The following is a 22,729-nucleotide window of genomic DNA, read 5'->3' as shown; positions in this document are numbered from 1 at the left end:
AATTGAGCGCAGTGGTTCCGCCCCCTCCGTCACGCTGCGCGTGCCACCTCCCCCTGGCGGGGGAGGATTGAAACGCCTCGCTCGCCTGAATGTCGATCCGACCTAGCGCGCGATGCCCCCCGCGGCGAGCACTGCCAGCGTCACCAGCTCGCTCGCGCTCGCGGTCATCGGCGCGATCTGGACCGGCTTCTCCATGCCGATCAGCATCGGCCCGATCGTCGAATCGCCGCCCAGCTCGCGCAGCAGCTTGGCCGAGATGTTGGCCGATTGGAGCCCCGGCATGATCAGCACGTTCGCCGGGCCCGAAAGCCGCGCGAACGGATATTTCGCCATCTGGCGCGGGTTGAGCGCGACGTCGGGCGACATCTCGCCTTCATATTCGAACTGGGTCTCGCGCTCGTCGAGCAGCTTGATCGCGCCGCGGACATTGTCGAGCCAGCGGCCTTCGGGATTGCCGAAGTTCGAATAGCTGAGGAACGCCACGCGCGGCTCGTGGCCCATGCGGCGCGCGACCTGCGCGGTGCCCTCGGCGATCGCGGCGAGCTCCTCGGCGTTCGGGCGCTCGTTGACCGTGGTGTCGGCGATGAACACCGTGTGCGACTGGCCGACCAGGACGTGGATGCCGAAGGCAGTGCGGCCTTCCTCATAGTCGATCACGCGCTTCACCTGGCGCATCGTCTCGGCATAGGTGCGCGTGACGCCGGTGATCATCGCATCGGCCTCGCCGAGCTGGAGCAGCAAAGCGCCGAAGATGTTGCGGTCGCGGTTGACGATCCGCTCGATGTCGCGGCGCAGATAGCCGCGGCGCTGGAGCCGCTGGTAGAGGAACTCGACCATCCTGGGCACCAGCGGCGAGTTGACGCTGTTGTGCAGCTCGAAATCCGCGGGGTTCGCGCCGAGCTTCTGGAGCCGTTCGTGCACCGATTCGCGGCCGACCAACACCGGCGTGCCGTATCCGCCTTCCTTGAACGCGATCGCCGCGCGCAGCACGACTTCCTCCTCGCCCTCGGCGAAGATCACGCGCTTGGGATTGGCGCGCGCGCCCTCATAGGCGAGCGTGAGCACCGAGGTGGTCGGGTTGAGCCGGGCGCGGAGTGACTGGCGATAGGCGGCGAAATCCTCGATCGGCTTGGTCGCGACTCCCGAATCCATCGCGGCGCGCGCGACGGCGGCGGGCACTTCCTCCATCAGCCGCGGGTCGAACGGCGCGGGGATGATGTATTCGGGACCGAAGCTGTGCTGGACGCCGTAGGCCGCGGCGACTTCCTCGGGCACCTGCTGGCGGGCGAGCTCGGCGAGCGAACGCGCCGCGGCGATCTTCATCGCGTCGTTGATCGTCGTCGCGTGCACGTCGAGCGCGCCGCGGAAGATGAACGGGAAGCCGAGCACGTTGTTGACCTGGTTCGGATAATCCGAGCGGCCGGTGGCGATGATCGCGTCGGGGCGCGCGGCCTTGGCGAGCGGCGGACTGATCTCGGGGTCCGGGTTGGCCATCGCGAAGACGATCGGATTGGGCGCCATCGTCTTGAGCAGTTCGGGCGACAGCGAATTGGCCGAGGCGAGCCCCACGAACACATCGGCGCCGTCCAGCGCGTCGGCGAGGGTGCGCTTCTCGGTGGCGACGGCATGCGCCGACTTCCACTGGTTCATATGCTCCTGCCGGCCCTGATAGATCACCCCGGTCAGGTCGAGCATCAGCAGATTGTCGTGCGGCAGCCCCATTGCCTTGATCAGTTCGGCGCAGGCGATCGCCGCGGCGCCGGCGCCGAGCATCACCACCTTGGTGGTCTTGAACTCGCGCCCGGTCAGGTGGAGCGCGTTGATCAGCCCGGCGGCGGCGATGATCGCGGTGCCGTGCTGGTCGTCGTGGAACACCGGGATGTTCATGCGTTCCCGAAGGGTCTGCTCGATCACGAAGCATTCGGGGGACTTGATGTCCTCGAGGTTGATCCCGCCGAAGCTCGGTTCCATCAGCTCGACTGCGTCGATGAAGCGGTCGACATCCTCGGTCTTCAGCTCGAGGTCGATCGAATCGACGTCGGCGAAGCGCTTGAACAGCACCGCCTTGCCTTCCATCACCGGCTTGGACGCCAGCGCGCCGAGATTGCCGAGGCCCAGGATCGCCGTGCCGTTCGAGATCACCGCGACCAGATTGCCCTTGGCGGTATAGTCATAGGCGAGCGCCGGATCCTCGGCGATCGCGCGCACCGGCACCGCAACACCGGGCGAATAGGCAAGCGCGAGGTCGCGCTGCGTCGCCATCGGCTTCGAGGCGATGATCTCGATTTTCCCCGGCCGGCCCTCGGAGTGATAGAGCAGCGCCTCGCGCTCCGAAAACTGGACCTTCGATTCCTCAGACATGTGCGTCGCTCTCCTGTCGGAGCCCCCTTTAGGGGCGACTTGTCCCCAAGAAAACCCGGCCCGGGAGTTGATCGTCGGAACCGTTCGGCTAACCCGGGCCGCGCATGTCCTCCACGGCCCCCACTCCGATGATGGCGCAGTATCTCGCCCTCAAGGTCGAGGCTGAGGACTGCCTGCTCTTCTATCGCATGGGCGACTTCTTCGAATTGTTCTTCGACGACGCCAGGATCGCCAGCGCCTGCCTCGACATCGCGCTCACCGCGCGCGGCGAGCATGACGGCGAGCGCATCCCGATGTGCGGCGTGCCCGCGCATGCGATGGACGGCTATCTCGCGCGGCTGATCAAGGCGGGGCACCGCGTCGCCATCGCCGAGCAGACCGAGACGCCCGAGCAGGCGAAGAAGCGCATGGGCTCGAAGGCTTTGGTCAACCGCGCGATCATCCGCGTGGTGACCGCGGGCACGCTGACCGAAGAGGCCTTGCTCGACAGCCGCAGCGCCAATTGGTGCGTCGCGATCGGCGAGGCGGCGACCGGGGTGGCGATCGCCTGTGCCGACATCTCGACGGGACGGTTCGAGGTCATCGAGACCGACGCCGACCGCGTCGGCGCCGAGATCGCCCGGCTCAACCCCGCCGAGACGATCGTCTGCGACGGCACCGCCTTCCCCGACCTCGGCACCGCGACGCGGCCCAAGGTGGATTTCGACAGCGCGGGCGGCGAGGCGCGGCTCAAGCGGCTGTTCGGCGTCGCAACGCTCGACGGCTTCGGCAGCTTCTCGCGCCCAGGCCTCGCCGCGGCGGGCGGGCTCGTCGCCTATCTCGAGCATACCGCCAAGGGCTCGCTCCCCTTCCTCCGCCCGCCGCGCCTCAGCCGCACCGACGCGGCGATGGCGATCGACGCCGCGACGCGCGAGAGCCTCGAGCTCACCGTCAGCCAGTCGGGCGCGCGGAAAGGCAGCCTGCTCGACGCGGTCGACCGCACCGTCACCGGCGCCGGCGCACGGCTGTTGGGACAGGACGTGGCCGCGCCGCTGATGGACCGCACAGGGATCGAGGCGCGGCTCGACTTGGTCCAGCGCTTCCACGACGATGCCGGGCTGCGCGACATGGTCCGCGGCGCGCTCAGGGCACTCCCCGATATCGGCCGCGCGCTCGGTCGGCTCGCGGCGGGGCGTGGCTCCCCGCGCGATCTCGGCCAGCTGCGCGACGGGCTCGACGGCGCGTGGCGGTTGGGCGAGCGGCTCGACGCGATCGGCACGCCGCCGCCCTTGCTCGCCGCCCTGGTGCCGCAATTGCGCGGGCACGGCGCGCTGATCGACCTGCTCGCCCGCGCGCTCGTCCCCGAACCGCCGATCGACACCTCGAACGGCGGCTATATCGCCGAGGGCTATGACGCCGCGCTCGACGATCTGCGCGACGCCGGCGCCGGCGGCCGCCGCGCGATCGCCGCGCTCGAGGCCGAATATCGCGCCCGCACCGGCATCTCCGCGCTCAAGATCCGCCACAACGGCGTGCTCGGCTATCATATCGAGGTGCCGGCGCGCGCCGCCGATCCGCTGATGAAGCCCGACAGCGGCTTCACGCATCGCCAGACGCTCGCCGGGGTGGTGCGCTTCAACGCCCCCGACCTCCACGACGTCGCATTGAAGGTCACCCAGGCCGGCGCGCATGCGCTCACCGCCGAGGCGGCGCATCTCGAGGAGCTGACCGGCAAGGCGCTCGAACGCCGCGAGACCATCGCCGCCACCGCCGACGCGCTCGCCCGGATCGACGTTTCCGCCGCGCTCGCCGAGCGCGCCGCCGAGGGCGGCTGGGCGCGCCCGGCTTTGGTCGACCATGCCTGTTTCGAGATCGAGGGCGGGCGCCACCCGGTAGTCGAGGACGCGGTCGCACGTGCCGGCGGACGCTTCGTCGCCAACGACTGCAAACTTTCGGAGGATTCGCGGCTCTGGCTGGTCACCGGACCGAACATGGGCGGCAAATCGACTTTCCTGCGCCAGAACGCGCTGATCGCGGTGCTCGCCCAGGCCGGCAGCTATGTCCCCGCGACACGCGCGACCCTGGGGCTGGTCGACCGGCTGTTCAGCCGCGTCGGCGCATCGGACAATCTCGCGCGCGGCCGCTCGACCTTCATGGTCGAGATGGTCGAGACTGCGGCGATCCTCGCCCAGGCGACTCCGCGCAGCTTCGTGATCCTCGACGAGGTCGGCCGCGGCACCTCGACCTATGACGGGCTCGCCATCGCCTGGGCGGTGGTCGAGGCGATCCACGAGGACAATCGCTGCCGCTGTCTGTTCGCGACGCATTATCACGAGCTCACCCGCCTCGCCGAGCGCTGCGACGCGCTGACGCTCCACAATGTCCGCGCGCGCGAATGGAAGGGCGAGCTCGTCCTGCTCCACGAAGTCGCCGAAGGCCCCGCCGACCGCAGCTACGGCCTCGCCGTCGCGCGCCTCGCCGGCCTGCCCCCGCTGACGATCAAGCGCGCCAAGGCGGTGCTCGACAAGCTCGAGGCGGGCCGTGCCAAGACCGGCGGGATCGCGGCGGGGCTCGACGATTTGCCGCTCTTCGCCGCCGCGGCCGAGCATGAAGAGGCGCAGGTCGATGCGCTGCGGGCGGAGCTCGAAGCGCTCGACGTGGATGCGCTCAGCCCGCGCGATGCGCTGGAGGCGCTCTACCGGCTGAAGGGGCTGGCGGCGGGCGGGGCATAGCTCTTCCCGTTCGTGCTGAGCTTGTCGAAGCACCGTTCTTCCTCAGTCCGCCGGGCACAGTAAGGACTGCCCTTCGACAAGCTCAGGGCGAACGGTAGGTGTAGGAACGGAGACGGCTCCACTCCGCCCGAATTTGCCCTATAGCCCCCGCGATGACCGACCCCATGACCCGCATCGCCGACGCGCTCGACCGGCTCGCGCCGCCGCCGGCACCGCCTGCCGATCCGCTCGCGCACCCCGCTTATGTCTGGCGCGGCCACAGCCTCGCCGCCGCGCGCGCCTTCGCGCCGCTGCCGCTGGAGATGCTGCGCGGAGTCGAGCCGCAGCGCGACGCGCTCGTCGCCAATCTGGAGCGGCTGGCGGGGGGCCATGCCGCGCAGGACGTATTGCTCTGGGGCGCGCGCGGAACCGGCAAGTCGGCCTTGGTCAAGAGCGCGGTCGCCGCGGTGCAGGCCAAAGGCGGCGAGCTGGCGCTCGTCGAAGCCGTCACCCAGCATCTCGACGCGCTGCCCGAATTGTTCGCGCTGCTCGCCGCCTCCGCGCGACCCTTCGTGATCTTCCTCGACGATCTCGGCTTCGACGCCGCGGGCGACGCGCGCGCGCTGCGCTCGCTGCTCGAGGGCGGCGCCGAGGCCCGCCCGCCCAACACACGGCTGATCGTCACCTCGAACCGCCGCCACCTGATCCCGCGCGACATCGCCGAGCAGGCGAGCGCGATCAATCCGCGCGATTCGGTCGACGACAGCCTCGCTCTCGCCGACCGCTTCGGGCTGAGCCTCGGCTTCCACGCGATCGACCAGGACACCTATGTCGACATCGTCCGCGGCTATGCCGAGGCGCACGGCCTGGATTTCGATCCGGCCGAGGCGATCAACTGGGCGACGCGGCGCGGCAGCCGATCGGGACGGGTCGCCTGGCAATATGTCGTCGATCTCGCGGGGCGCTCGGGCAAGTCTTTGTAGCGGTGATGCGGTCGCCGCAAACACGCCCCTCCCTGCTTGCAGGGAGGGATGATCGGGTCGGCCATGCCCCCGGCATGGCCTGAACAGCGCGGGGCGCTGTTCACCCGATCATGGGTGCGCGCGCGCGTCTGCGCGCCTAAAAGACTCGTCGCCCAGCCAAGAAGCGTCGGCCGAGGCATCGAGCCTCGCCCGTCGCTACCCACCCCTTGATCCCCTCCCTAAAAGGGAGGGGAAACTGTATGTCGATCCGATCTACCCCAGCGCCTCGACCTGCTCGGCAAGCTCGAGCCAGCGCATCTCGGCCTCGTCCTTCTCCTCGCGCAGCTTGCCGATGCCGTCGCTGAGCGTCGCGAACCTGGCCGGATCGCGCGCGTAGAGATCGGGATCGGCAAGCGCCGCCTCGTCCTTCGCGATCTGCGCCTCGATTTCCTCGATCCGCTTCGGCAGCAGGTCGTAGTCGCGCTGGTCCTTGTAGCTGAGCTTGGTCGCCTTCGCCTTGAGCGTCTCCGCCGCAACCGGCTTCGGCGCGGCCTTTTTCGGCTCCGCACGCGGCGTTCTCCGCGCCTCCCAATCGGCATAGCCGCCCGCGACGACATCGACCTTGCCGCTGCCGTCGAGCCCGAGCGTCACCGTCACGGTGCGGTCGAGGAAGTCGCGGTCGTGGCTGACGATCAGCACCGTGCCTTCGTAATCGGCGATGACTTCCTGGAGCAGGTCGAGCGTCTCGAGGTCGAGATCGTTGGTCGGCTCGTCGAGCACCAGCAGGTTCGACGGGCGCGCGAACTCGCGCGCGAGCAGCAGCCGCGAGCGCTCGCCGCCCGAGAGCGTGCCGATCTTCGCATCGGCCAGGCCCGGCTCGAACAGGAACTCCTTCAAATAGCCATGGATGTGCTTCTTGACCCCGAGCACGTCGATCCACTCGCCGCCCTGGGTGAGCACGTCGCGCACCGTCTTGGCCGGGTCCATCAGGCTGCGCTGCTGGTCGATGATTACTTCGTCGATCGTCTTGGCCAGCCGCACGCTGCCTTCGTCGGGCGCGAGCTCGCCGGTGAGCAGCTTGAGCAGGGTCGTCTTGCCCGCGCCGTTCTTGCCGACCACGCCGATCCGGTCGCCCTTGGTGACGCGCAGCGTCAGGTCCTTGATGATGGTCCGCTCGCCGAAGCGCTTGGTGACGTTCTTGGCGTCGATCACCACCTTGGTCTGCGCATCGTCGCTGCCGATCTGGAGCCTCGCGGCGCCCTGCGGCCCCATCATCGCGGCGCGCTCGGCGCGCATCTCCTTCAGTTTCGCGAGCCGGCCCTGGTTGCGCCGCCGCCGGCCGGTGACGCCGCGCAGGAGCCAATGCTCCTCGATCTTCAGCTTGGCATCGAGCCGCTGGGCGTTGCGCTCCTCCTCGGCATAGACGGTTTCCGTCCACGCCTCGAATCCGCCGAAGCCGATCTCGGCGCGGCGGATCGTCCCGCGATCGAGCCACAGCGTCTGCCGGGTCAGCCGGGTGAGGAAGGTGCGGTCGTGGCTGATCGCGATGAAGGCGCCATTGTAGCGGCTGAGCCAGCTCTCGAGCCAGTCGATCGCGGCGATGTCGAGATGATTGGTCGGCTCGTCCATCAGCAGCACGTCGGGATTCTGCGCGAGCGCGCGGGCGATCGCGGCGCGGCGGCGCTCGCCGCCCGAGGCGGTAGCGGCGTCGCGGCCCAGGTCGATGCCGAGCTGGCCGGCGATCGCCTCGGCTTCGTAGCGTTCGGGCGCGTCGTCGCCCGCGAGCACGAAATCGAGCAGGGTCGCGAAGCCCGCCACCTGCGGATCCTGTTCGAGCAGCACGACATGCGTGCCCGGCTGGATCGTGCGGCGGCCCTCGTCGCAATCGATGCGGCCGGCAATCAGCCGCAGCAAGGTCGACTTGCCCGCGCCGTTGCGCCCGATCAGCGCGAGGCGATCGCGCTCGCCGATATAGAGGTCGAGCCCGCGGAACAGCCAGCCGGAACCCTGGACCAGTCCGAGGCCCTCATATGCAAGTACAGGTGCAGCCATGGGCGGCCACCTAGGGGTCTCGCGCGGGCGCCGCAAGTTACACGGTGCTGACACGCGTGTTCAGGGGCTATTCAATGGCCGACCCCTATGCCATGCGGATGAAGATGCCGGCGAAACTCGTATTGTGCGCATGCGTGGCAGCGATGTCGTTGGTCGGCAGCGCCGACGCACGCGTGCTCGGCGAGGCCCAGGACAGCAACCAGGAAGCCGCCAGCCAGCGTCGGCTGAAGGGGCAGAATCTCCCCGTTCGCGAGATCGAGCGCCGTGTCGTCCCCCGCATGCCGGGGGCGCAATATCTCGGATTCGACTATGATCCCGCGACGGACATTTACACGCTCAAGTTCCTGCGCAATGGATCGGTGATCTGGGTGGATGCGGACGGGCGCACGGGCAACATCATTCGACGCACCGGCAATTGAGCGCGCATCGACGCGCAAGGGTACAGGGACTGAAGCATGCGACTATTGATCGTCGAGGACGAACCCAATCTCGGACAGCAGCTCCGCAACGCGCTCGAGGGCGCGGGCTATGCGGTCGACCTCGCCACCGATGGCGAGGAAGGGCATTTCCTCGGCTCGACCGAGCAATATGACGCGGTGATCCTCGATCTCGGCCTGCCCGAGATCGACGGGCTCACCGTGCTCGATCGCTGGCGCAAGGAAGGCAAGACCACGCCCGTCCTCGTGCTCACCGCGCGCGACAGCTGGTCCGACAAGGTCGCCGGGCTCGACGCCGGCGCCGACGATTATGTCGCCAAGCCCTTCCAGACCGAGGAGCTGATCGCACGCCTCCGCGCGCTGATCCGCCGCGCCTCGGGCAACGCCTCGGCCGAGCTGATCGCGGGCGACATCCGCCTCGACACCCGCAGCGGCAAGGTCACCAAAGCCGGCGAGCCGGTGAAGCTCACCGCGCAGGAATATAAACTGCTCAGCTACCTGCTCCACCACAAGGGCAAGGTCGTCAGCCGCACCGAGCTGATCGAGCATATCTACGACCAGGATTTCGATCGCGATTCGAACACGATCGAGGTCTTCGTGACGCGCATCCGCAAGAAGCTGGGCGCCGACGTGATCACCACCATCCGGGGCCTCGGCTACAGCCTCGAGGAACCCGCGGACGCCTGACATGGCCGAAGCCGGGGACAGCGTCCCGTCCCCCGTGAACGACGCAGGCCCCGAGCCGCAGCCACGGAACTATGCCCCGCGCGCGACCGGCTCGGTGAGCCGGCGCATGATCCTGATCGCGAGCGCGTGGATCATGATCCTGCTGCTGGGCGGCGGCGTCGCGCTCGATCGCGTGCTCACCACCGCGATCACGCGCAATTTCGACGAGCAGCTCGATTATCTGCTGACCTCGATGATCGTCTCGGCCGAGTTGGGGCCGGGCGGCGAGGTGGTGCTCAACCGCGAGCTCGCCGATCAGCGCTTCCTCGAGCCCGGCTCGGGCGCCTATTGGCAGATCAGCGGCGCCGGCTTCGAGCCGTTCCCCTCGCGTTCGCTCTGGGACCGCAAGCTTCGCGTCAACCAGCGCCACGACGATCGCGAGCTCCACATCTACGACAGCGACGAATTCGTCGACAAGACCCCGCGCCCCGATCGCGATCCCAACGATCCGAACAACCAGATGCTGCGGATCGCCGAGCGCGACCTGAAGCTGCCCGGCTCGCCGGTGCGCTGGAAGTTCCAGGTGGCGCAGAGCCGCGACGGACTCGACGCGCAGATCGCGACCTTGCGACGGACCCTGGTGCGCAGCTTCGTGCTGCTCGGCCTCGGGCTGATCGTGATGGTGGGCCTCCAGACCTGGTACGGCCTCCTGCCGCTCCGGAAGGTGCGCAAGGAGATCGCCCGGCTGCGCGCCGGCACGTCTCGGCGAATCGAGGACCGCATGCCGGCCGAGATCGCGCCGATGGTCGAGGAGTTGAACGCGCTGGTCGAGCATAACGACCGCCAGGCCGAGGAGGCGCGACGCCACGCCGGCAATCTCGCCCATGCGCTCAAGACCCCGCTCAGCGTGATCATGAACGCCGCGGCGGCGGGGCAGGACGACCTCGCCCCCACGGTGATCCGCGAGGCGCGGACGATGCGCCGCCAGATCGACCACCACCTCGCCCGTGCCCGCGCGGTCGGCCGCCGCGGCAGCGCGCACAGCCGCGCGGCGGTATGGCCGTCGGTCGAGGCGGTCGAGCGCGCCGTCGCCCGGCTCTATCCCGCGGTGCGGATCGATGTGGACGGCCAGAAGGACCTCGTCGCGCATATCGAGCGCCAGGACCTGGACGACCTGCTCGGCAACCTCGTCGAGAACGCCGCCAAATACGGCGGCGGCAGCGTGTTCGTCACGGCGCGGGTCGAGGCCGGATTCGTCGAGATCCTCGTCGAGGACGACGGCCGCGGCATTCCCGAGGCCGACCGCATCCGCATCTTCGACCGCGGCGTCCGGCTCGATTCGGGCAAGCCGGGGACCGGGCTCGGTCTGGCGATCGTCCGCGACGTGGCGGAGATCTACGACGGCACCGTCAGCCTGGAGGAGAGCGAGGACCTGGGCGGCCTGCTGGTGCGGCTGAGACTGCCGGCGGCGAGCTAGGACGGATCGACATTCAGGCGAGCGAGGACTTTCAATCCTCCCCCGCCAGGGGGAGGTGGCACGCGCAGCGTGACGGAGGGGGCGGAAGCACTGCACTCCATTGGAGAGGGTGCTACTTACCTCCCCCTCCGACGCCTTCGGCGCCACCTCCCCCTGGCGGGGGAGGATTTTGAATGTCGATCCGTCCTACACCGCCGCAGCGAGCAGCGTCACCACGCGCCGCTCGCCTTCGGCATCGAGCCCGGGCAGGCGCCCGTCGAGCGACAGCATCGCCATGCCGTGCACCGCCGCCCAGCTCAATATCGTCGCCGAATCCGGGTCGCGCGCGCCCAGGCTGGCCACGCGACCGGCGAGCGTCGCGAAGGCACCCGAATCGTCGCCGAGCGCCAGCCGGAAATCGCTAGCGAACATCAGCCGGAACAGCGCCGGCCGCGCCCGCGCGAAGGCGAGATAGGCAAGCCCCTGCTCGATCAGCGCGCCGCGCGGATCGGGATCCTCGTCGGCGGCCGTCAGCGTCCGGGCCAGCGCGGCGAAGCCTCGTTCCGCCACCGCCGACAGCAAGGCCGCCTTGTCGGCGAAGTGCCGGTACGGCGCCATCGCCGACACGCCCGCCGCGCGCGCCACGGCGCGCAGGCTGGGCTCCCCGCCTTGTTCCAGCATTTCCAGCGCAGCCTTGATCAGCACGTCACGCAGCATGTTTACACCGTAAGCAACCCAGGGTATGTTTACACAGTAAACAATGCGGAGAGATGCGATGCAAGCCATGGTGGAACGCCGGTCGGTCGACCTTTCAGGCTATCCGGACCTGGTGATGGTGCTGCTCGGGATGCGCATCCGCAGCGTGCGCGGGCTGTTTTCGACGCTGCGGGTCGGCCGCGGCCTGGCGGCGATCCAGCGCGATCCGCCCGAAGGGCTGCTCGGCCACGACAATTTCCTCTGGAGCCTGAACCATGTCGGTATCCGCCAATATTGGCGCGACCTCGAGAGCCTCGAGCGCTTCACCCGCAGCGAGCCGCATTCGCGCTGGTGGAAGAGCTTCCTGCGCGACAATGGCGGCGCCGGCTTCTGGCACGAGGCCTATTCGCGAAACGGGATCGAGGCCGTCTATCTCGACATGCGCCCCACCGGGCTGGCGCGCTTCGCCCCGGAGCGCGCGCCGGTCGGGCCGTTCATGAGCACGCGCGAACGGCTCGACCGGGACCGCGCGGCGGTACGGGTCGAGGCCTGATCTACAGGCCCCGCATCGCCTCGGCTGCGATCGCGAGGCTCTTCCTGCGCGCCTGATGGTCGAACATCGCGCTGGTGAGCATCAGCTCGTCCGCGCCGGTGCGCTCGATGAAGGCGGTAAGCTGCGCGCGCACCTTGTCGAGCCCGCCGATCGCGCTTGCCGAGAGCACCTGGTCGAGCATCGCATTGCCATGGCCCCCGAGGCCTTCGCGATAGCCGCGCACCGGCGGCGGCAGCTGGATGCCCTTGCCGGTGGCGCGGATCGCGACGAAGGCCTGTTGCTGCGAGCTAGCGAGATATTCGGCCTCATCATCACTGTCCGCCGCGAACACGTTGAAGCCGAGCATCAGATGCGGCTTGTCGAGCACCGCCGAGGGCCGGAAGTTGCGGCGATAGACCTGGACCGCCTCGTCGAGCAGCCCCGGCGCGAAATGTGAGGCGAAGGCATAAGGCAGCCCCAAGGCGGCCGCGAGCTGCGCGCCGAACAGGCTCGAGCCCAGGATCCACAGCCTGACGTCCGCGCCCGCGCCGGGCGTCGCGCGGATGCCGGCCTTGCCGTCGTCGGCGAAATAGCCCTGCAGCTCGAGCACGTCCTGCGGGAAGTCGCTGCCGTCGCCCCCCAGGCCGCGCCGTATCGCTGCCGCCACGCGCTGGTCCGATCCCGGCGCGCGGCCGAGCCCCAGATCGACGCGGCCGGGGAAGAGGGCGTCGAGCGTGCCGAACGCCTCGGCCACCTGAAGCGGCGAATGGTTGGGCAGCATGATCCCGCCCGCCCCTACCCGGATCGTCGAAGTCGCGGCGCCGACATGCGCGATCACCACCGCCGTCGCGGCGCTGGCGATCCCCTCCATGCCGTGATGCTCGGCGACCCAATAGCGGGTGAAGCCCAGCGTCTCGGCATGACGCGCGAGGTCCGCGGCATTGGCTAGCGCCTGCGCGGCGCTCCCGCCCTGGACGATGGGAACGAGGTCGAGCAGCGAATATGCGGTCATGGCCGGGGAGATGGGTGGCGCATGCCGCGCGCGCCACCCGAAGCTTTGCTTTCAGGCGGCGAAGAAGGTTGTGCTCCCAGGGCAACGGTTGGGGCTTAGGTTGTATCGACATTCAAATTCCCCCTCCCTTCAAGGGAGGGGCTAGGGGTGGGTTGGCATCGGCCGGGGCTCGATGCCCTGGCCGATGCCTTTTGCGGCACGATTGGCGAGTCTTTTAGGCGCGCAGACGCGCGCACCCACCCCCTGCCCCTCCCTGCAAGCAGGGAGGGGAGCCTTCAGACTGAATGTCGATACAACCTAGAACCCCAATGTCAGCCGCACCGCCCCGCCCTTGTCGCTCGGGAACGAGGCGTAGTTGCCGGGGTTGCGGCGCAGGAACAGGTTGCTGCTGATCGAGCCCCCGGCCAGCGGCCAGCTGTAGCGCAGCTCGTAATCGATCTCGCGGCCCTGGGGCGCGAGGTTGATGAAGCCATTGTCCCACGCGCTCACCGCCATCGCCGAATAATCCCAGTCGGCGGGCAGCGCGATGCCGATCCCGCCGCGCGCGACGCGGAGCGGCTGGGCGATGCGGAAGCCGAAGCTGTCGGCGGCGGCGAAAATGCCCCGCTTGCCGATGTCCGCCGCGAACGCGTTTGTCCGGATCAGGCCCCCGCCCTCCACGCCGCTCCGCAGCTTGGCGCGGGTCCAGCCCTGCCGCATCGAGCCGCCGAGCGACCAGCCGTCGCCCATCGCATAGCGCAGCCCCAGGTCGACGAAGTTGCTGTCCGCCCGCGCCGCGCCCAGCCCGCCGCTGAACCGCGCGCCGAGCACGGTGTCCTGCTCGCGCAACCGGGTCAGCGACAATCCGACGCGCAGGTCGCCGAAGCTCCAGTCGAGCCCGAGCGTGGTGCGCCAATAGCCCGAGCGCTGCGGGTCCCAGCGGAGCGCCGCGAACTGGGTGTCGCGCCGGCTGAGCACCTGGCCCCGTTCCTGCGCCAGGCTCACGCCCCATTTGCCCAGCGACTGGCGCACCGCGACCGAGCCGCTGACGTCGACGTCGAAGCCTGCGCTGTGCAGCGGATCGCGCGCGACGAGGAAGGCGGGTTCGTCGCGCCCCGCGAGCCGCGCGGTGAGCGTGTTGCCGCTCTCCGATGCGCCGATCGCGAACTGCGCCTTACTGCCGAGCTTGCCGCTCACCGTCGCGGCGAGCATCCGCGCCACGCCCGCGTCGCGGGTGCCGATGCCGAGCCGCTCGATCCGGATCGAATCGCGCGTCGGCACCAGCGAGACCGCGACGCTCAGGTCGCGCACGCCGGCCGAGAAACTTCGCTGGCGCGTCGCCATCAGCGCCGGCAGCCGCCGCGCCGGCCCCTGGCGGACGATCGTGCGCGCGAGCTCGGTGGCGAAGGCGCGGTCGAACGAGTCGAGCACCACCGCGCCGAGCGCGCCTTGCGTGGCGTCACCCATCGGCGCCGAGAGCGCGCCGTTGACGCCGCTCGAGACCACGCCGGTCGATCCGGCGAGCGACGTCGTGCCCACCGGCTGGAAGGCGCGGGTGAGATCGAGCACGCCGCGGCCGTAGATCGGGTCGACCCCCGCCGCGCCCGCGTCGCGCGCGGTCGCATAGAGCAGCTGGACGATCTGCGCGCCGGTCAGGTTGGGAAAGGCCTGGGCGAGCAGGGCCACCGCGCCCGCGATCTGCGGTGCCGAGAAGGAGGTGCCCGACCAGAGCAGGGGCGTGCCGGCCTGGTCCGGCGCGCGGACGCGCTCGCCGACCGCGGCGAGATAGGTGTTCGCGCCGGTGCCCGCGCGGTTGCTGAAGGTCGAGATCTGGTCGGCGGTGTTCACCGATCCGGCGATGATCACCAGCCCGCGTGCGCCGGCGCTCGACGCCGCGCCGCCGGCAAAGAGATCGGGGTTCACGCCCTGGGGCGTGTCGCCTTCATTGCCCGCCGAGATCACGATGACGATCCCCGCCGCGGTCGCGTCGCCGACCGCCTGGAGCAATCGCGCATTGGGCGGATCGCCGCCCAGGGAGATATTGACCACGCGCGCACCGCCCGCACGCGCCGCATCGAGCCCCGCGGCGATCGCATTGTCGCCAAAGCTGCAGCCGCTGTCGGGGTCATTGGGATCCTCGGTTGCGCAGCTGCCCGGCGTGTCGGCACGCGTGACGATCAACTGGCTGTCGAAGGCGACACCGTGCGTGCCCGCGTCGTTGCGCCGCCCGGCAATGGTGAAGGCCACCGCTGTGCCGTGGCCGCCCTCGTCGTCGATTGTGGGATTCCCCGCAACGGCGATCGAAGCGCCGCTGATCCGGCAGCTGCCCGTGCCGATTCCGCCCGAGCAATCGCCGAATTCGGCGCTCTGCAAGTCGATTCCGCTGTCGATCACACCGACGCGGATGCCGGCCCCGGTGCCGCCATTCTGGTACGCCGTGAGCGCGTTCATCGATACCGCGCCCACGGTCGCGCGATATTCGGCGGTGTCGTAGTTCACGCCTGGCGTAGGCGTGGGCGCTGGTACCGGGGTGGGCGTCGGCACGGGCGCCGGTGTCGGGGTCGGTACCGGCGCGGGGATCGGCGTGACTCCGCCGCCACCGCCGCCGCTTCCTCCACCACTGCACGCGGCGAGCGCCAGCAGGCCGCCCATCGCAGCGCTTCGCATCAATCGCGCATCGAATGCCGCACGCATCACACCTAACCCCTGTCGAATATGCCCGTTTATGCAGATATGTTTTTCAATATTTACCGTGACTTAACAAGATTGCTCCTTGCCGCCTTGCGGCGCCCGCATCCACTCCCTAGAGGCCCCGGACGATGCTTCCCGCGCTGTCCCACGTCCGTAACTGGATCTTCGACCTGGACAACACGCTCTATCCCGTGAGCGCGAACCTCTTTGCCATGATAGACGCTCGGATCGGCGAATATGTCCGAACGTTGCTGGATTGCGACGCCGAGGAGGCGCACCGCATCCAGAAGGGCTATTTCCACGCGCACGGCACCACGCTTTCGGGGCTGATGGCCGAGCACGGCACCGATCCGCACCATTATCTCGCCGATGTCCATAACGTCGACATGAGCGTGCTCGAAGTGAACGAGGCCCTGGTCGAGGCGCTCGCAAGGCTGCCCGGCCGCAAGCTTATCTTCACCAATGCAGATGCGCCCTATGCCGCGCGCGTGCTCGACAGGCTCGGCCTGGGCGAAACCTTCGAGGCGATCCACGACGTCCATGCGACCGCCTATCGCCCCAAGCCGGATCCGCTCGCCTATCGAGGCTTGTGCAACGCCTATGGCCTCGACCCGGCACACAGCCTGTTCGTCGATGACATGGCGCGCAACCTGCAACCCGCCAAGACGATCGGCATGACCACCGTGTGGATAGACAACGGCTCCGAGCAGGGGCCCGGCATGGACCGCGGCTTCATCGACTATACCGCCACCGATCTCGGAGCCTGGCTCCACAGCATCTTGGAGACATCCGAATGACCGACCTGCAGACCGTAATCGACGCCGCCTGGGAGGACCGGGCCGATCTCGGCTTCGCGACCGAAGGCGTCGTGCGCGAGGCCGTGGCCGAAGCGCTCAATCTGCTCGATCGCGGTGCCGCGCGCGTCGCCGAGCCGACCGCCGACGGCGGCTGGCAGGTCAACCAGTGGCTCAAGAAGGCGGTGCTGCTGAGCTTCCGGCTCAACGACAATGTCGTGATCGAGGGCCCGGGCGGCGCCAACTGGTTCGACAAGGTGCCGTCCAAGTTCGCCAATTGGGGCGAGACCGCGTTCCGCGAGGCGGGCTTTCGCGCGGTGCCCGGCAGCGTCGTCCGCCACGGCGCCTTCATCGGCAAGGGCGCGGTGCTGATGCCGAGCTTCGTCAATATCGGCGCCCATGTCGGCGAGGGCACGATGGTCGACACCTGGGCGACCGTCGGCAGCTGCGCGCAGATCGGCAGGAACGTCCACCTCTCCGGCGGCGTCGGCATCGGCGGGGTGCTCGAGCCGCTCCAGGCCGATCCGGTGATCATCGGCGACGGCGCCTTCATCGGGGCGCGCGCCGAGGTGGCCGAGGGCGTGCGCGTCGGCGAGGGCGCGGTGCTCTCGATGGGCGTCTATCTCGGCGCCTCGACCAAGATCATCGACCGCGCGACCGGCGAGGTCCATCGCGGGCACGTGCCGCCCTATTCGGTGGTGGTGCCCGGCAGCATCGGCGGCGGCGACGGCAAGCCCGCGCTCTATTGCGCGGTGATCGTGAAGACGGTGGACGCGCAGACGCGGTCGAAGACCGGGATCAACGAGCTGCTGCGGGATTGAACGCCCATACCGCAATATCAATCCGCGTGACTTGAAATAGTTACGCGGATTACCTTCAATAAATCCGAATTCGATGATTCAACCATCGACTATCGCCACCATATCACGCCATATATTTCTTGCATATTTACTGATGGCATAATAATAGGTTTGCAGCCTCAAACAGACAATCGGCGGATTTTAAGCCACCCTCGGATCGCACTGGATTCCATTGCTCTCTGCCAAGAGGGGGAACATATGCCCGATCTTAAGGACATCGCCGCCCGACGCGTTCAGGCCCATCAGATCAATCGGCTGCAATTCGAAGCCATCGATCGCGGCGACGTGATCATAAAGCCTTTCCTCAGGCCGTGCCGCATGAAGATCCTGATCGTAGCCGACGGCTATGACGGCGGCTTCGTCAACATCACCTTCGGGCGTCTCTATTTCAGCCTGTCGGCGCTTTGCGACCTGCTCGAGCACAGTCCGGACTGGTGGATCAAATATGATCTCACCAAGGTCCACCGCCAGACCGACCCGCTGGGCGCAGCCGATCGCAACGGCTTCCGCTTCACCGAGGCCGGCTTCGACATCAACCAGTACGACCAGATCTGGTTCTTCGGCGCGCGCTCGAACATCAACGACGGCGCCCGCCTGTCGGACGCCGAGCTGGCGATCGTCGCGCGCTGGATGGACGAACGCCAGGGCGGAGTGTTCGCGGTGGGCGACCATTATGATCTCGGCGCCTCGCTTTGCGGCCGCATTCCGCGCGTCTCCACCATGCGCAAATGGTCGGTCGCGCAGAATCCGCCGTCCAACGTGGGGCTCAACCGCCACGACACGCTGATCAAGGGGCATGACGGCTTCTACACCTTCAACGACGAATCCGACGACATCCCGATGACGACGCGGGTGCGCCGCTACCCCTTGTGGTCGTCGCTCATCTTCAAGCGCCGCTGGGCGCCACATCCCGTGCTGTGCGGGAAGAAGGGCGTGATCGACATCCTGCCCGATCATCCGCACGAGGGCGAAGTGATCGAACCCTCGGCACCCGCCGCGGTCTTCTCCTTCGGCAGCTATACCAACAAGCCCGAATATCCCGAGGTCGCGGGTCATCGCGAAATGCCGGACATCATCGCCTGGGCGCGTGTCCAGGGCGACCACACCGCCGTCAGCGACACCAACAAGGGCGCTGCCAACGCCAAGGAATTCGGCGCGGTCGGCGCCTATGACGGGCATCGCGCGAATGTCGGGCGCGTGGTCGTCGATTCGACCTGGCACCATTGGATGGACGTCAATCTGATCGGCCGCCCGCGGGGCCCGGCCGACGAGGTCGACCCCGTGCCGGACGACGATCCCAAGGCGTTCGGCTTCGAATATTCGGCCGAGGGCCGCGCCGCCTATGCGCGCATCAAGGAATATTTCCTCAATGTCGCCAAATGGCTCGGTGCACCGGCCAAGCAGGACTGCATGTTCATGCGCGCGACCTGGGGCATCGTCGTGCGCTACCCGCTTGCCGAACTGCTCGATCCGCGCCTGCCGCTATGGGAACTCGGCGGCTATGCCCGCGACGCGATCGGCCGCCGAGCCAGCCGGTGCACGGTCTATAGCTGGCTGCTGCCGCACTTCCCCGAATGGCGCGAGGTGCTGCCGATCGAGATCGAGCACATCCCGGACCCCGCGCTCGAACTCGCCGCACCCAATTGGGAAGCGTTCGAAACCTATGTGCTGGGCGGCATCACGCGCCAGATGCTCGAACTCGCTTATGCCACGAGCGAGAAGGAGAGCGAAATCAGCGAGAAGCGGGTCGCCGACGCCATGGCCAAGGGCATGGCGCTCGGTGCTGCCATCTTCGGGAAGGACCTCGAACGGTCGCGCGAAGCCAGCAGTCGCTATTTCGACATCGCCGCCCGCGGATCGCGCAAACGCATGTCGGCGACGACCTTCCTCGACGGCCGCTGAGGCACCGGCGCCCGGGGCGGCAACCTGCCGGGCGTCGGCCTGGCGCATTTTCCTCTGTTCGATCCGGCTCCGGTCTGGTTACGAGTGAAACCATGACCGGTTCCTCGATGACCTATGGGCGCTATCTCGCGCTCGACCAGCTTCTCACCGCGCAGCATCCGCTGTCGGACCGGCATGACGAATTGCTGTTCATCATCATCCACCAGACCAAGGAGCTCTGGCTCAAGCAGATGATCGCCGAGCTGCTGCCCGCCAAGGCACTGGTGCGCGAGGGGCGGCTGATCGAAGCGTATAAGGGCCTGGCGCGGGTGAGCCGAATCCAGGCGGTGATGACGTTGAGCTGGGACGTGCTCGCGACGATGACGCCGTCCGACTATACCCGCTTCCGCGAAGTGCTGGGCACCAGCTCGGGCTTCCAGTCGGACCAGTTCCGCGCGGTCGAGACCCTGCTCGGCGTGCGCGGCGGCGGCGTGCCCGGGCCGCTGACCACCGAATATGCCGAGCAGCCGAGCCTGTGGGACGACGCCAATGCGGCGCTCGCCGCGGCGGGTTTCGCGGTTCCCACCGAGGCGCTGGCGCGGAACTGGCCGGAGAAATACGAGCCCGACGACCGGGTCCGCGAGGCATGGGCCGAGGTCTATCGCGATCCGCACACGCATTGGGACCTCTACCAGCTCGCCGAGAAACTGGTCGATATCGACGACGCGCTCGCCACCTGGCGGCACAAGCACGTCCTCACCGTCAGCCGGGTGATCGGCGGCAAGAAGGGCACCGGCGGCACCGCGGGCGTGCCCTATCTCGAATCGACGCTGGTCAAGCGCGCTTTCCCGGAGCTGTGGTCGCTCCGCACCGATCTGTGAAATCGTACAAGCATCTGTTCCAGCGCGTGATCGCGGCGGCGCCCGAACGGCTCCACTTCGCCGCGCACTCGCACCATCTCTGGCCCGACGCCTCCTATGTCGGCCAGCTCGCCGCCTGGGAGGACGGGGTGCGCCTGGCCGACCGTAAATGGGAGCGGGTGATGGGCGAGATCTGGCCCGCCGCGCAGCACCATGTCGCCGCCGAATTGGGGCTGCCCGACTCTTCGACGATCGTCTTCGCGCCCAACACGCACGAACTGCTGCTCCGCATCGCCTCGGCGCTCCCGCAGCGCCCTCTGCGCATCCTGACCAGCGACGGCGAGTTCCACAGCTTCCGGCGGCAGAGCGCCCGCTGGGAGGAAGCGGGCACCGGGCAAGTGACGCGCGTGCCGCTCGCGTCGCTGGTCGAGACCGCGCGGTCGGGCGCGTACGACCTGATCTTCGTGAGCCAGGTCCAGTTCGGCACGGGGCATGTGTTCGACGGGATGGAAGAACTGGCGGCGCTGGCGCGGCCCGAAGGGCCGTGGGTGGTGATCGACGGCTATCACGGCTTCATGGCGATGGAGACCGATCTCTCCGCCGTTGCCGACCGGGTCTTCTATCTCGCCGGCGGGTACAAATATGCCATGGCGGGCGAAGGCTGCGCCTTCCTCCACGCACCGCCGGGCCATGGTCCGCGCCCCGAGATCACCGGCTGGTATGCCGAGTTCGACGACCTCTCGCTGCCGCCGGGCAGCATCGGCTACGCCCCCGACGCACGGCGCTTCCTCGGCGCGACCTTCGATCCTTCGGGCATCTACCGCTTCGTCGCGGTGCGCGACATGCTGCGGCAGGAGGGGCTGCGCACCGCGGATATCGCGGCGCATGCGGGTGCGCTGCGGGACGCGCTTCTGGCGGCGCTGCCGATCGAGGCGGAACTGCTCAACCCGGGATCGCCAGCGCGCTTCCTCGCGCTACGCTCGCCGCATGCGGCGCGGTGGAAGGCGCAGCTGGAAGCCGAGGACGTGATCGTCGATGTGCGCGGCGACGTATTGCGGATCGGGTTCGGGCTGTACCAGGACGCGCGCGATCTGGACGGGCTGGTGGCGGCGCTTCGGTCGCTTTGACCTGTTCGAGCACTCCTTTTTTTGTTCACGCAAAGGCGCGAAGATTTTGTTCGCGCAGAGGCGCAGAGAGCGCAGAGGGCTAGAAGCTCGCTCCCGCTGAAGCCCGCCGCGCCAGCGGCATAATCAACCGCATCGAGGATTCCTGCCGCTGCGCGGCGGGCGGGCATCTCTGCGTTCTCTGCGCCTCTGCGCGAAATTCCTTCCTTCGCGCCTTCGCGTGAATCGATCTTTCCGCCCGTCTCGTCAGACCAGAGGCGCGCTCAAAGCGCCCCGTCCACCCGCGCCACGCCCAGCCGCGGGATCTCGATCGCCGGGCACCGGTCCATCACCACCTTGAGCCCCGCCGCCTCGGCGCGCGCGGCGGCCTCCTCGTTGATCACGCCGAGCTGGAGCCAGACCGACTTGGCCCCCGCGGCGATCGCCTCGTCCACCGCCTCGCCCGCGGCGATCGGGCGGCGGAAGATGTCGACCATGTCGATGGGATCGCCGATCTGGGCGAGCTCGCGGAAGACGAACTCGCCGTGGATATGCTCGCCGGTGATCTGCGGATTGACCGGGATCACCCGGTAGCCGCGGCTCTGGAGATAGGCCATCACGCCGTAGCTCGGCCGGTCGGGCCGGTCCGACGCGCCGACCATCGCGATGGTGCGCGTCTCCTCGAGCAACTGGCGTATGTCTTCGTCGCGCGTCAGCGGCATGGGCGTCACCCTCCGTTTGCGGCGAGCCACTCGTCCAGCCGCGCCGCCAATGCGGCGAACGTCTCCGCCTGCGGCCCGTTCCCCGCGGCGGGCGGATCGCCGGCATCGGAGGCGGTGCGGATCGCCAGCTCGAGCGGCACGCGGCCGAGGAAAGGCAGCCCCAGGCGGCCCGCCGCAGCCTCGGCGCCGCCGCTTCCGAACGGGTCCGAGACCTCGCCGCAATGCGGGCACGCGTAGCCGGCCATGTTCTCGATCACCCCGACGATCGGCACGTTCACCTTGTGGAACAGGTCGATCGCGCGGGTCGCGTCGATCAACGCGAGGTCCTGCGGCGTCGAGACGATGATCGCGCCCGCGGGCTTGTGCTTCTGGACCATGGTCAGCTGCAGGTCGCCGGTGCCGGGCGGCAGATCGAGGAGCAGCACTTCCGCATCGCCCCAATCCGCATCGACCATCTGGCCGAGCGCGCCGCCCGCCATCGACCCGCGCCACGCGATCGCCTGCCCCTCGGGCACGAGCCCGCCCATCGAGAGCAGCGGCACGCCGAACTTGGTCCGCACCGGGATCAGGGTCTTCTCGCGCGCCTCCGGACGGATGCCGTCGACGCCGAGCAGCCGGGTCTGCGACGGGCCGTAGATGTCGGCGTCGACCAGCCCCACGCGCCTTCCGCGCCGGGCGAGCGCGATCGCGAGATTGGCGGCGACGGTGGACTTGCCCACCCCGCCCTTGCCGCTCGCCACCGCGATCAGCCGCCGCGTCCGCCGCTCGCTGGTGAGCAGGACGCGCACTTCGGTCACGCCCGGCGACGCCTCGGCGACCCGCCGGACATCGGTCTCGAGCTCCTCGCCCGCGGCCTTGCCCAGCCCGGTGACGTCGAGCACGATGCTCGCTCTGCCGCCCTCCATCCGCACCGTGGCGCGGCCTGCCGCGATCGGCGCGAGCGCCGCTTTCAAGCTGTCTGTATCGGTCATTACC

Annotated in this window: 18 protein-coding genes; 11 read left to right on the top strand and 7 right to left on the bottom strand. The window is 68.6% G+C overall.

Annotated elements, in window-relative coordinates; genetic code table 11:
• Positions 1–102: 102 nt before the first annotated feature.
• Complete coding sequence (locus tag MT490_RS14235; RefSeq protein WP_297388963.1) at positions 103–2,361, bottom strand: NADP-dependent malic enzyme; 2,259 nt, start codon at positions 2,359–2,361, stop codon at positions 103–105.
• A 128-nt stretch (positions 2,362–2,489) separates the two neighbouring features.
• Between MT490_RS14235 and mutS the strand changes: the two genes are divergently transcribed.
• Together mutS and MT490_RS14225 are read left to right on the top strand one after the other, a co-directional pair.
• Positions 2,490–5,072 (top strand): DNA mismatch repair protein MutS, encoded by a 2,583-nt coding sequence (gene mutS / locus MT490_RS14230; protein WP_297388968.1) that lies wholly within the window; start codon positions 2,490–2,492, stop codon positions 5,070–5,072.
• Between the two features lie 152 nt (positions 5,073–5,224).
• Positions 5,225–6,034 (top strand): ATP-binding protein, encoded by an 810-nt coding sequence (locus MT490_RS14225; protein WP_297388959.1) that lies wholly within the window; start codon positions 5,225–5,227, stop codon positions 6,032–6,034.
• A 252-nt stretch (positions 6,035–6,286) separates the two neighbouring features.
• Here the strand turns inward: MT490_RS14225 and MT490_RS14220 are convergent, their stop codons facing one another.
• Positions 6,287–8,065, bottom strand: coding sequence for an ATP-binding cassette domain-containing protein (locus tag MT490_RS14220; RefSeq protein WP_297388958.1), 1,779 nt, complete (start codon positions 8,063–8,065; stop codon positions 6,287–6,289).
• 74 nt (positions 8,066–8,139) lie between these two features.
• Between MT490_RS14220 and MT490_RS14215 the strand changes: the two genes are divergently transcribed.
• From MT490_RS14215 to MT490_RS14205, 3 genes are all read left to right on the top strand, one after another.
• Positions 8,140–8,484 (top strand): hypothetical protein, encoded by a 345-nt coding sequence (locus MT490_RS14215; protein ID WP_297388955.1) that lies wholly within the window; start codon positions 8,140–8,142, stop codon positions 8,482–8,484.
• A 36-nt stretch (positions 8,485–8,520) separates the two neighbouring features.
• Entirely contained in the window at positions 8,521–9,189 is a 669-nt protein-coding gene (locus MT490_RS14210) for a response regulator transcription factor (RefSeq protein ID WP_029937243.1), read from the top strand.
• Between the two features lie 106 nt (positions 9,190–9,295).
• Positions 9,296–10,645: a HAMP domain-containing sensor histidine kinase gene (locus tag MT490_RS14205; protein WP_297388965.1), complete on the top strand. Its 1,350-nt coding sequence runs from the start codon at positions 9,296–9,298 to the stop codon at positions 10,643–10,645.
• Between the two features lie 186 nt (positions 10,646–10,831).
• On the opposite strand, the gene MT490_RS14200 is transcribed toward MT490_RS14205, so the two are convergent.
• The gene (locus tag MT490_RS14200; protein ID WP_297388952.1) at positions 10,832–11,341 is read right to left on the bottom strand and encodes a TetR/AcrR family transcriptional regulator; all 510 of its coding nucleotides are present in this window, start codon (positions 11,339–11,341) and stop codon (positions 10,832–10,834) included.
• 58 nt (positions 11,342–11,399) lie between these two features.
• On the opposite strand from MT490_RS14200, the gene MT490_RS14195 reads away from it, so the two are divergent.
• The gene (locus MT490_RS14195) at positions 11,400–11,873 is read left to right on the top strand and encodes a DUF4188 domain-containing protein (protein ID WP_297388949.1); all 474 of its coding nucleotides are present in this window, start codon (positions 11,400–11,402) and stop codon (positions 11,871–11,873) included.
• Position 11,874: 1 nt separating this feature from the next.
• Here MT490_RS14195 and MT490_RS14190 read toward each other — a convergent pair whose 3' ends face one another.
• A complete protein-coding gene (locus MT490_RS14190) occupies positions 11,875–12,864 on the bottom strand; it encodes an LLM class flavin-dependent oxidoreductase (protein WP_297388947.1) in 990 nt (329 codons plus the stop codon).
• A gap of 297 nt (positions 12,865–13,161) precedes the next feature.
• Positions 13,162–15,510: a S8 family peptidase gene (locus tag MT490_RS14185; protein ID WP_297388944.1), complete on the bottom strand. Its 2,349-nt coding sequence runs from the start codon at positions 15,508–15,510 to the stop codon at positions 13,162–13,164.
• Between the two features lie 152 nt (positions 15,511–15,662).
• On the opposite strand from MT490_RS14185, the gene MT490_RS14180 reads away from it, so the two are divergent.
• The 5 genes from MT490_RS14180 to MT490_RS14160 all read left to right on the top strand — a co-directional run bounded on the left by MT490_RS14180 (position 15,663) and on the right by MT490_RS14160 (position 21,056).
• The gene (locus tag MT490_RS14180; RefSeq protein ID WP_297388941.1) at positions 15,663–16,331 is read left to right on the top strand and encodes a pyrimidine 5'-nucleotidase; all 669 of its coding nucleotides are present in this window, start codon (positions 15,663–15,665) and stop codon (positions 16,329–16,331) included.
• Positions 16,328–17,149, top strand: a complete 822-nt coding sequence (gene dapD, locus MT490_RS14175; RefSeq protein WP_297388939.1) for a 2,3,4,5-tetrahydropyridine-2,6-dicarboxylate N-succinyltransferase — start codon at positions 16,328–16,330, stop codon at positions 17,147–17,149. The genes MT490_RS14180 and dapD overlap by 4 nt, the downstream gene beginning before the upstream one ends.
• A 237-nt stretch (positions 17,150–17,386) precedes the next feature.
• Positions 17,387–19,090: a hypothetical protein gene (locus MT490_RS14170; protein WP_297388936.1), complete on the top strand. Its 1,704-nt coding sequence runs from the start codon at positions 17,387–17,389 to the stop codon at positions 19,088–19,090.
• A gap of 92 nt (positions 19,091–19,182) precedes the next feature.
• Positions 19,183–19,950, top strand: coding sequence for a tryptophan 2,3-dioxygenase family protein (locus MT490_RS14165; protein ID WP_297388934.1), 768 nt, complete (start codon positions 19,183–19,185; stop codon positions 19,948–19,950).
• A complete protein-coding gene (locus MT490_RS14160) occupies positions 19,947–21,056 on the top strand; it encodes an aminotransferase class V-fold PLP-dependent enzyme (RefSeq protein WP_297388932.1) in 1,110 nt (369 codons plus the stop codon). Before MT490_RS14165 ends, MT490_RS14160 begins: the two co-directional genes overlap by 4 nt.
• A gap of 260 nt (positions 21,057–21,316) precedes the next feature.
• Here the strand turns inward: MT490_RS14160 and MT490_RS14155 are convergent, their stop codons facing one another.
• Positions 21,317–21,754 carry a CoA-binding protein gene (locus tag MT490_RS14155; protein ID WP_297388929.1) on the bottom strand — a complete coding sequence of 146 codons (438 nt, stop codon included), beginning with the start codon at positions 21,752–21,754 and terminating at the stop codon, positions 21,317–21,319.
• Between the two features lie 5 nt (positions 21,755–21,759).
• Positions 21,760–22,725 (bottom strand): Mrp/NBP35 family ATP-binding protein, encoded by a 966-nt coding sequence (locus MT490_RS14150; RefSeq protein ID WP_297388926.1) that lies wholly within the window; start codon positions 22,723–22,725, stop codon positions 21,760–21,762.
• Between the last annotated feature and the right edge of the window lie 4 nt (positions 22,726–22,729).

The organism is Sphingomonas sp., from assembly GCF_026460985.1.
Lineage (GTDB): Bacteria > Pseudomonadota > Alphaproteobacteria > Sphingomonadales > Sphingomonadaceae > Sphingomonas.
The sequence above is the reverse complement of the archived record's forward strand: the minus strand, read 5'-3'. Positions and strand labels throughout refer to the sequence as shown.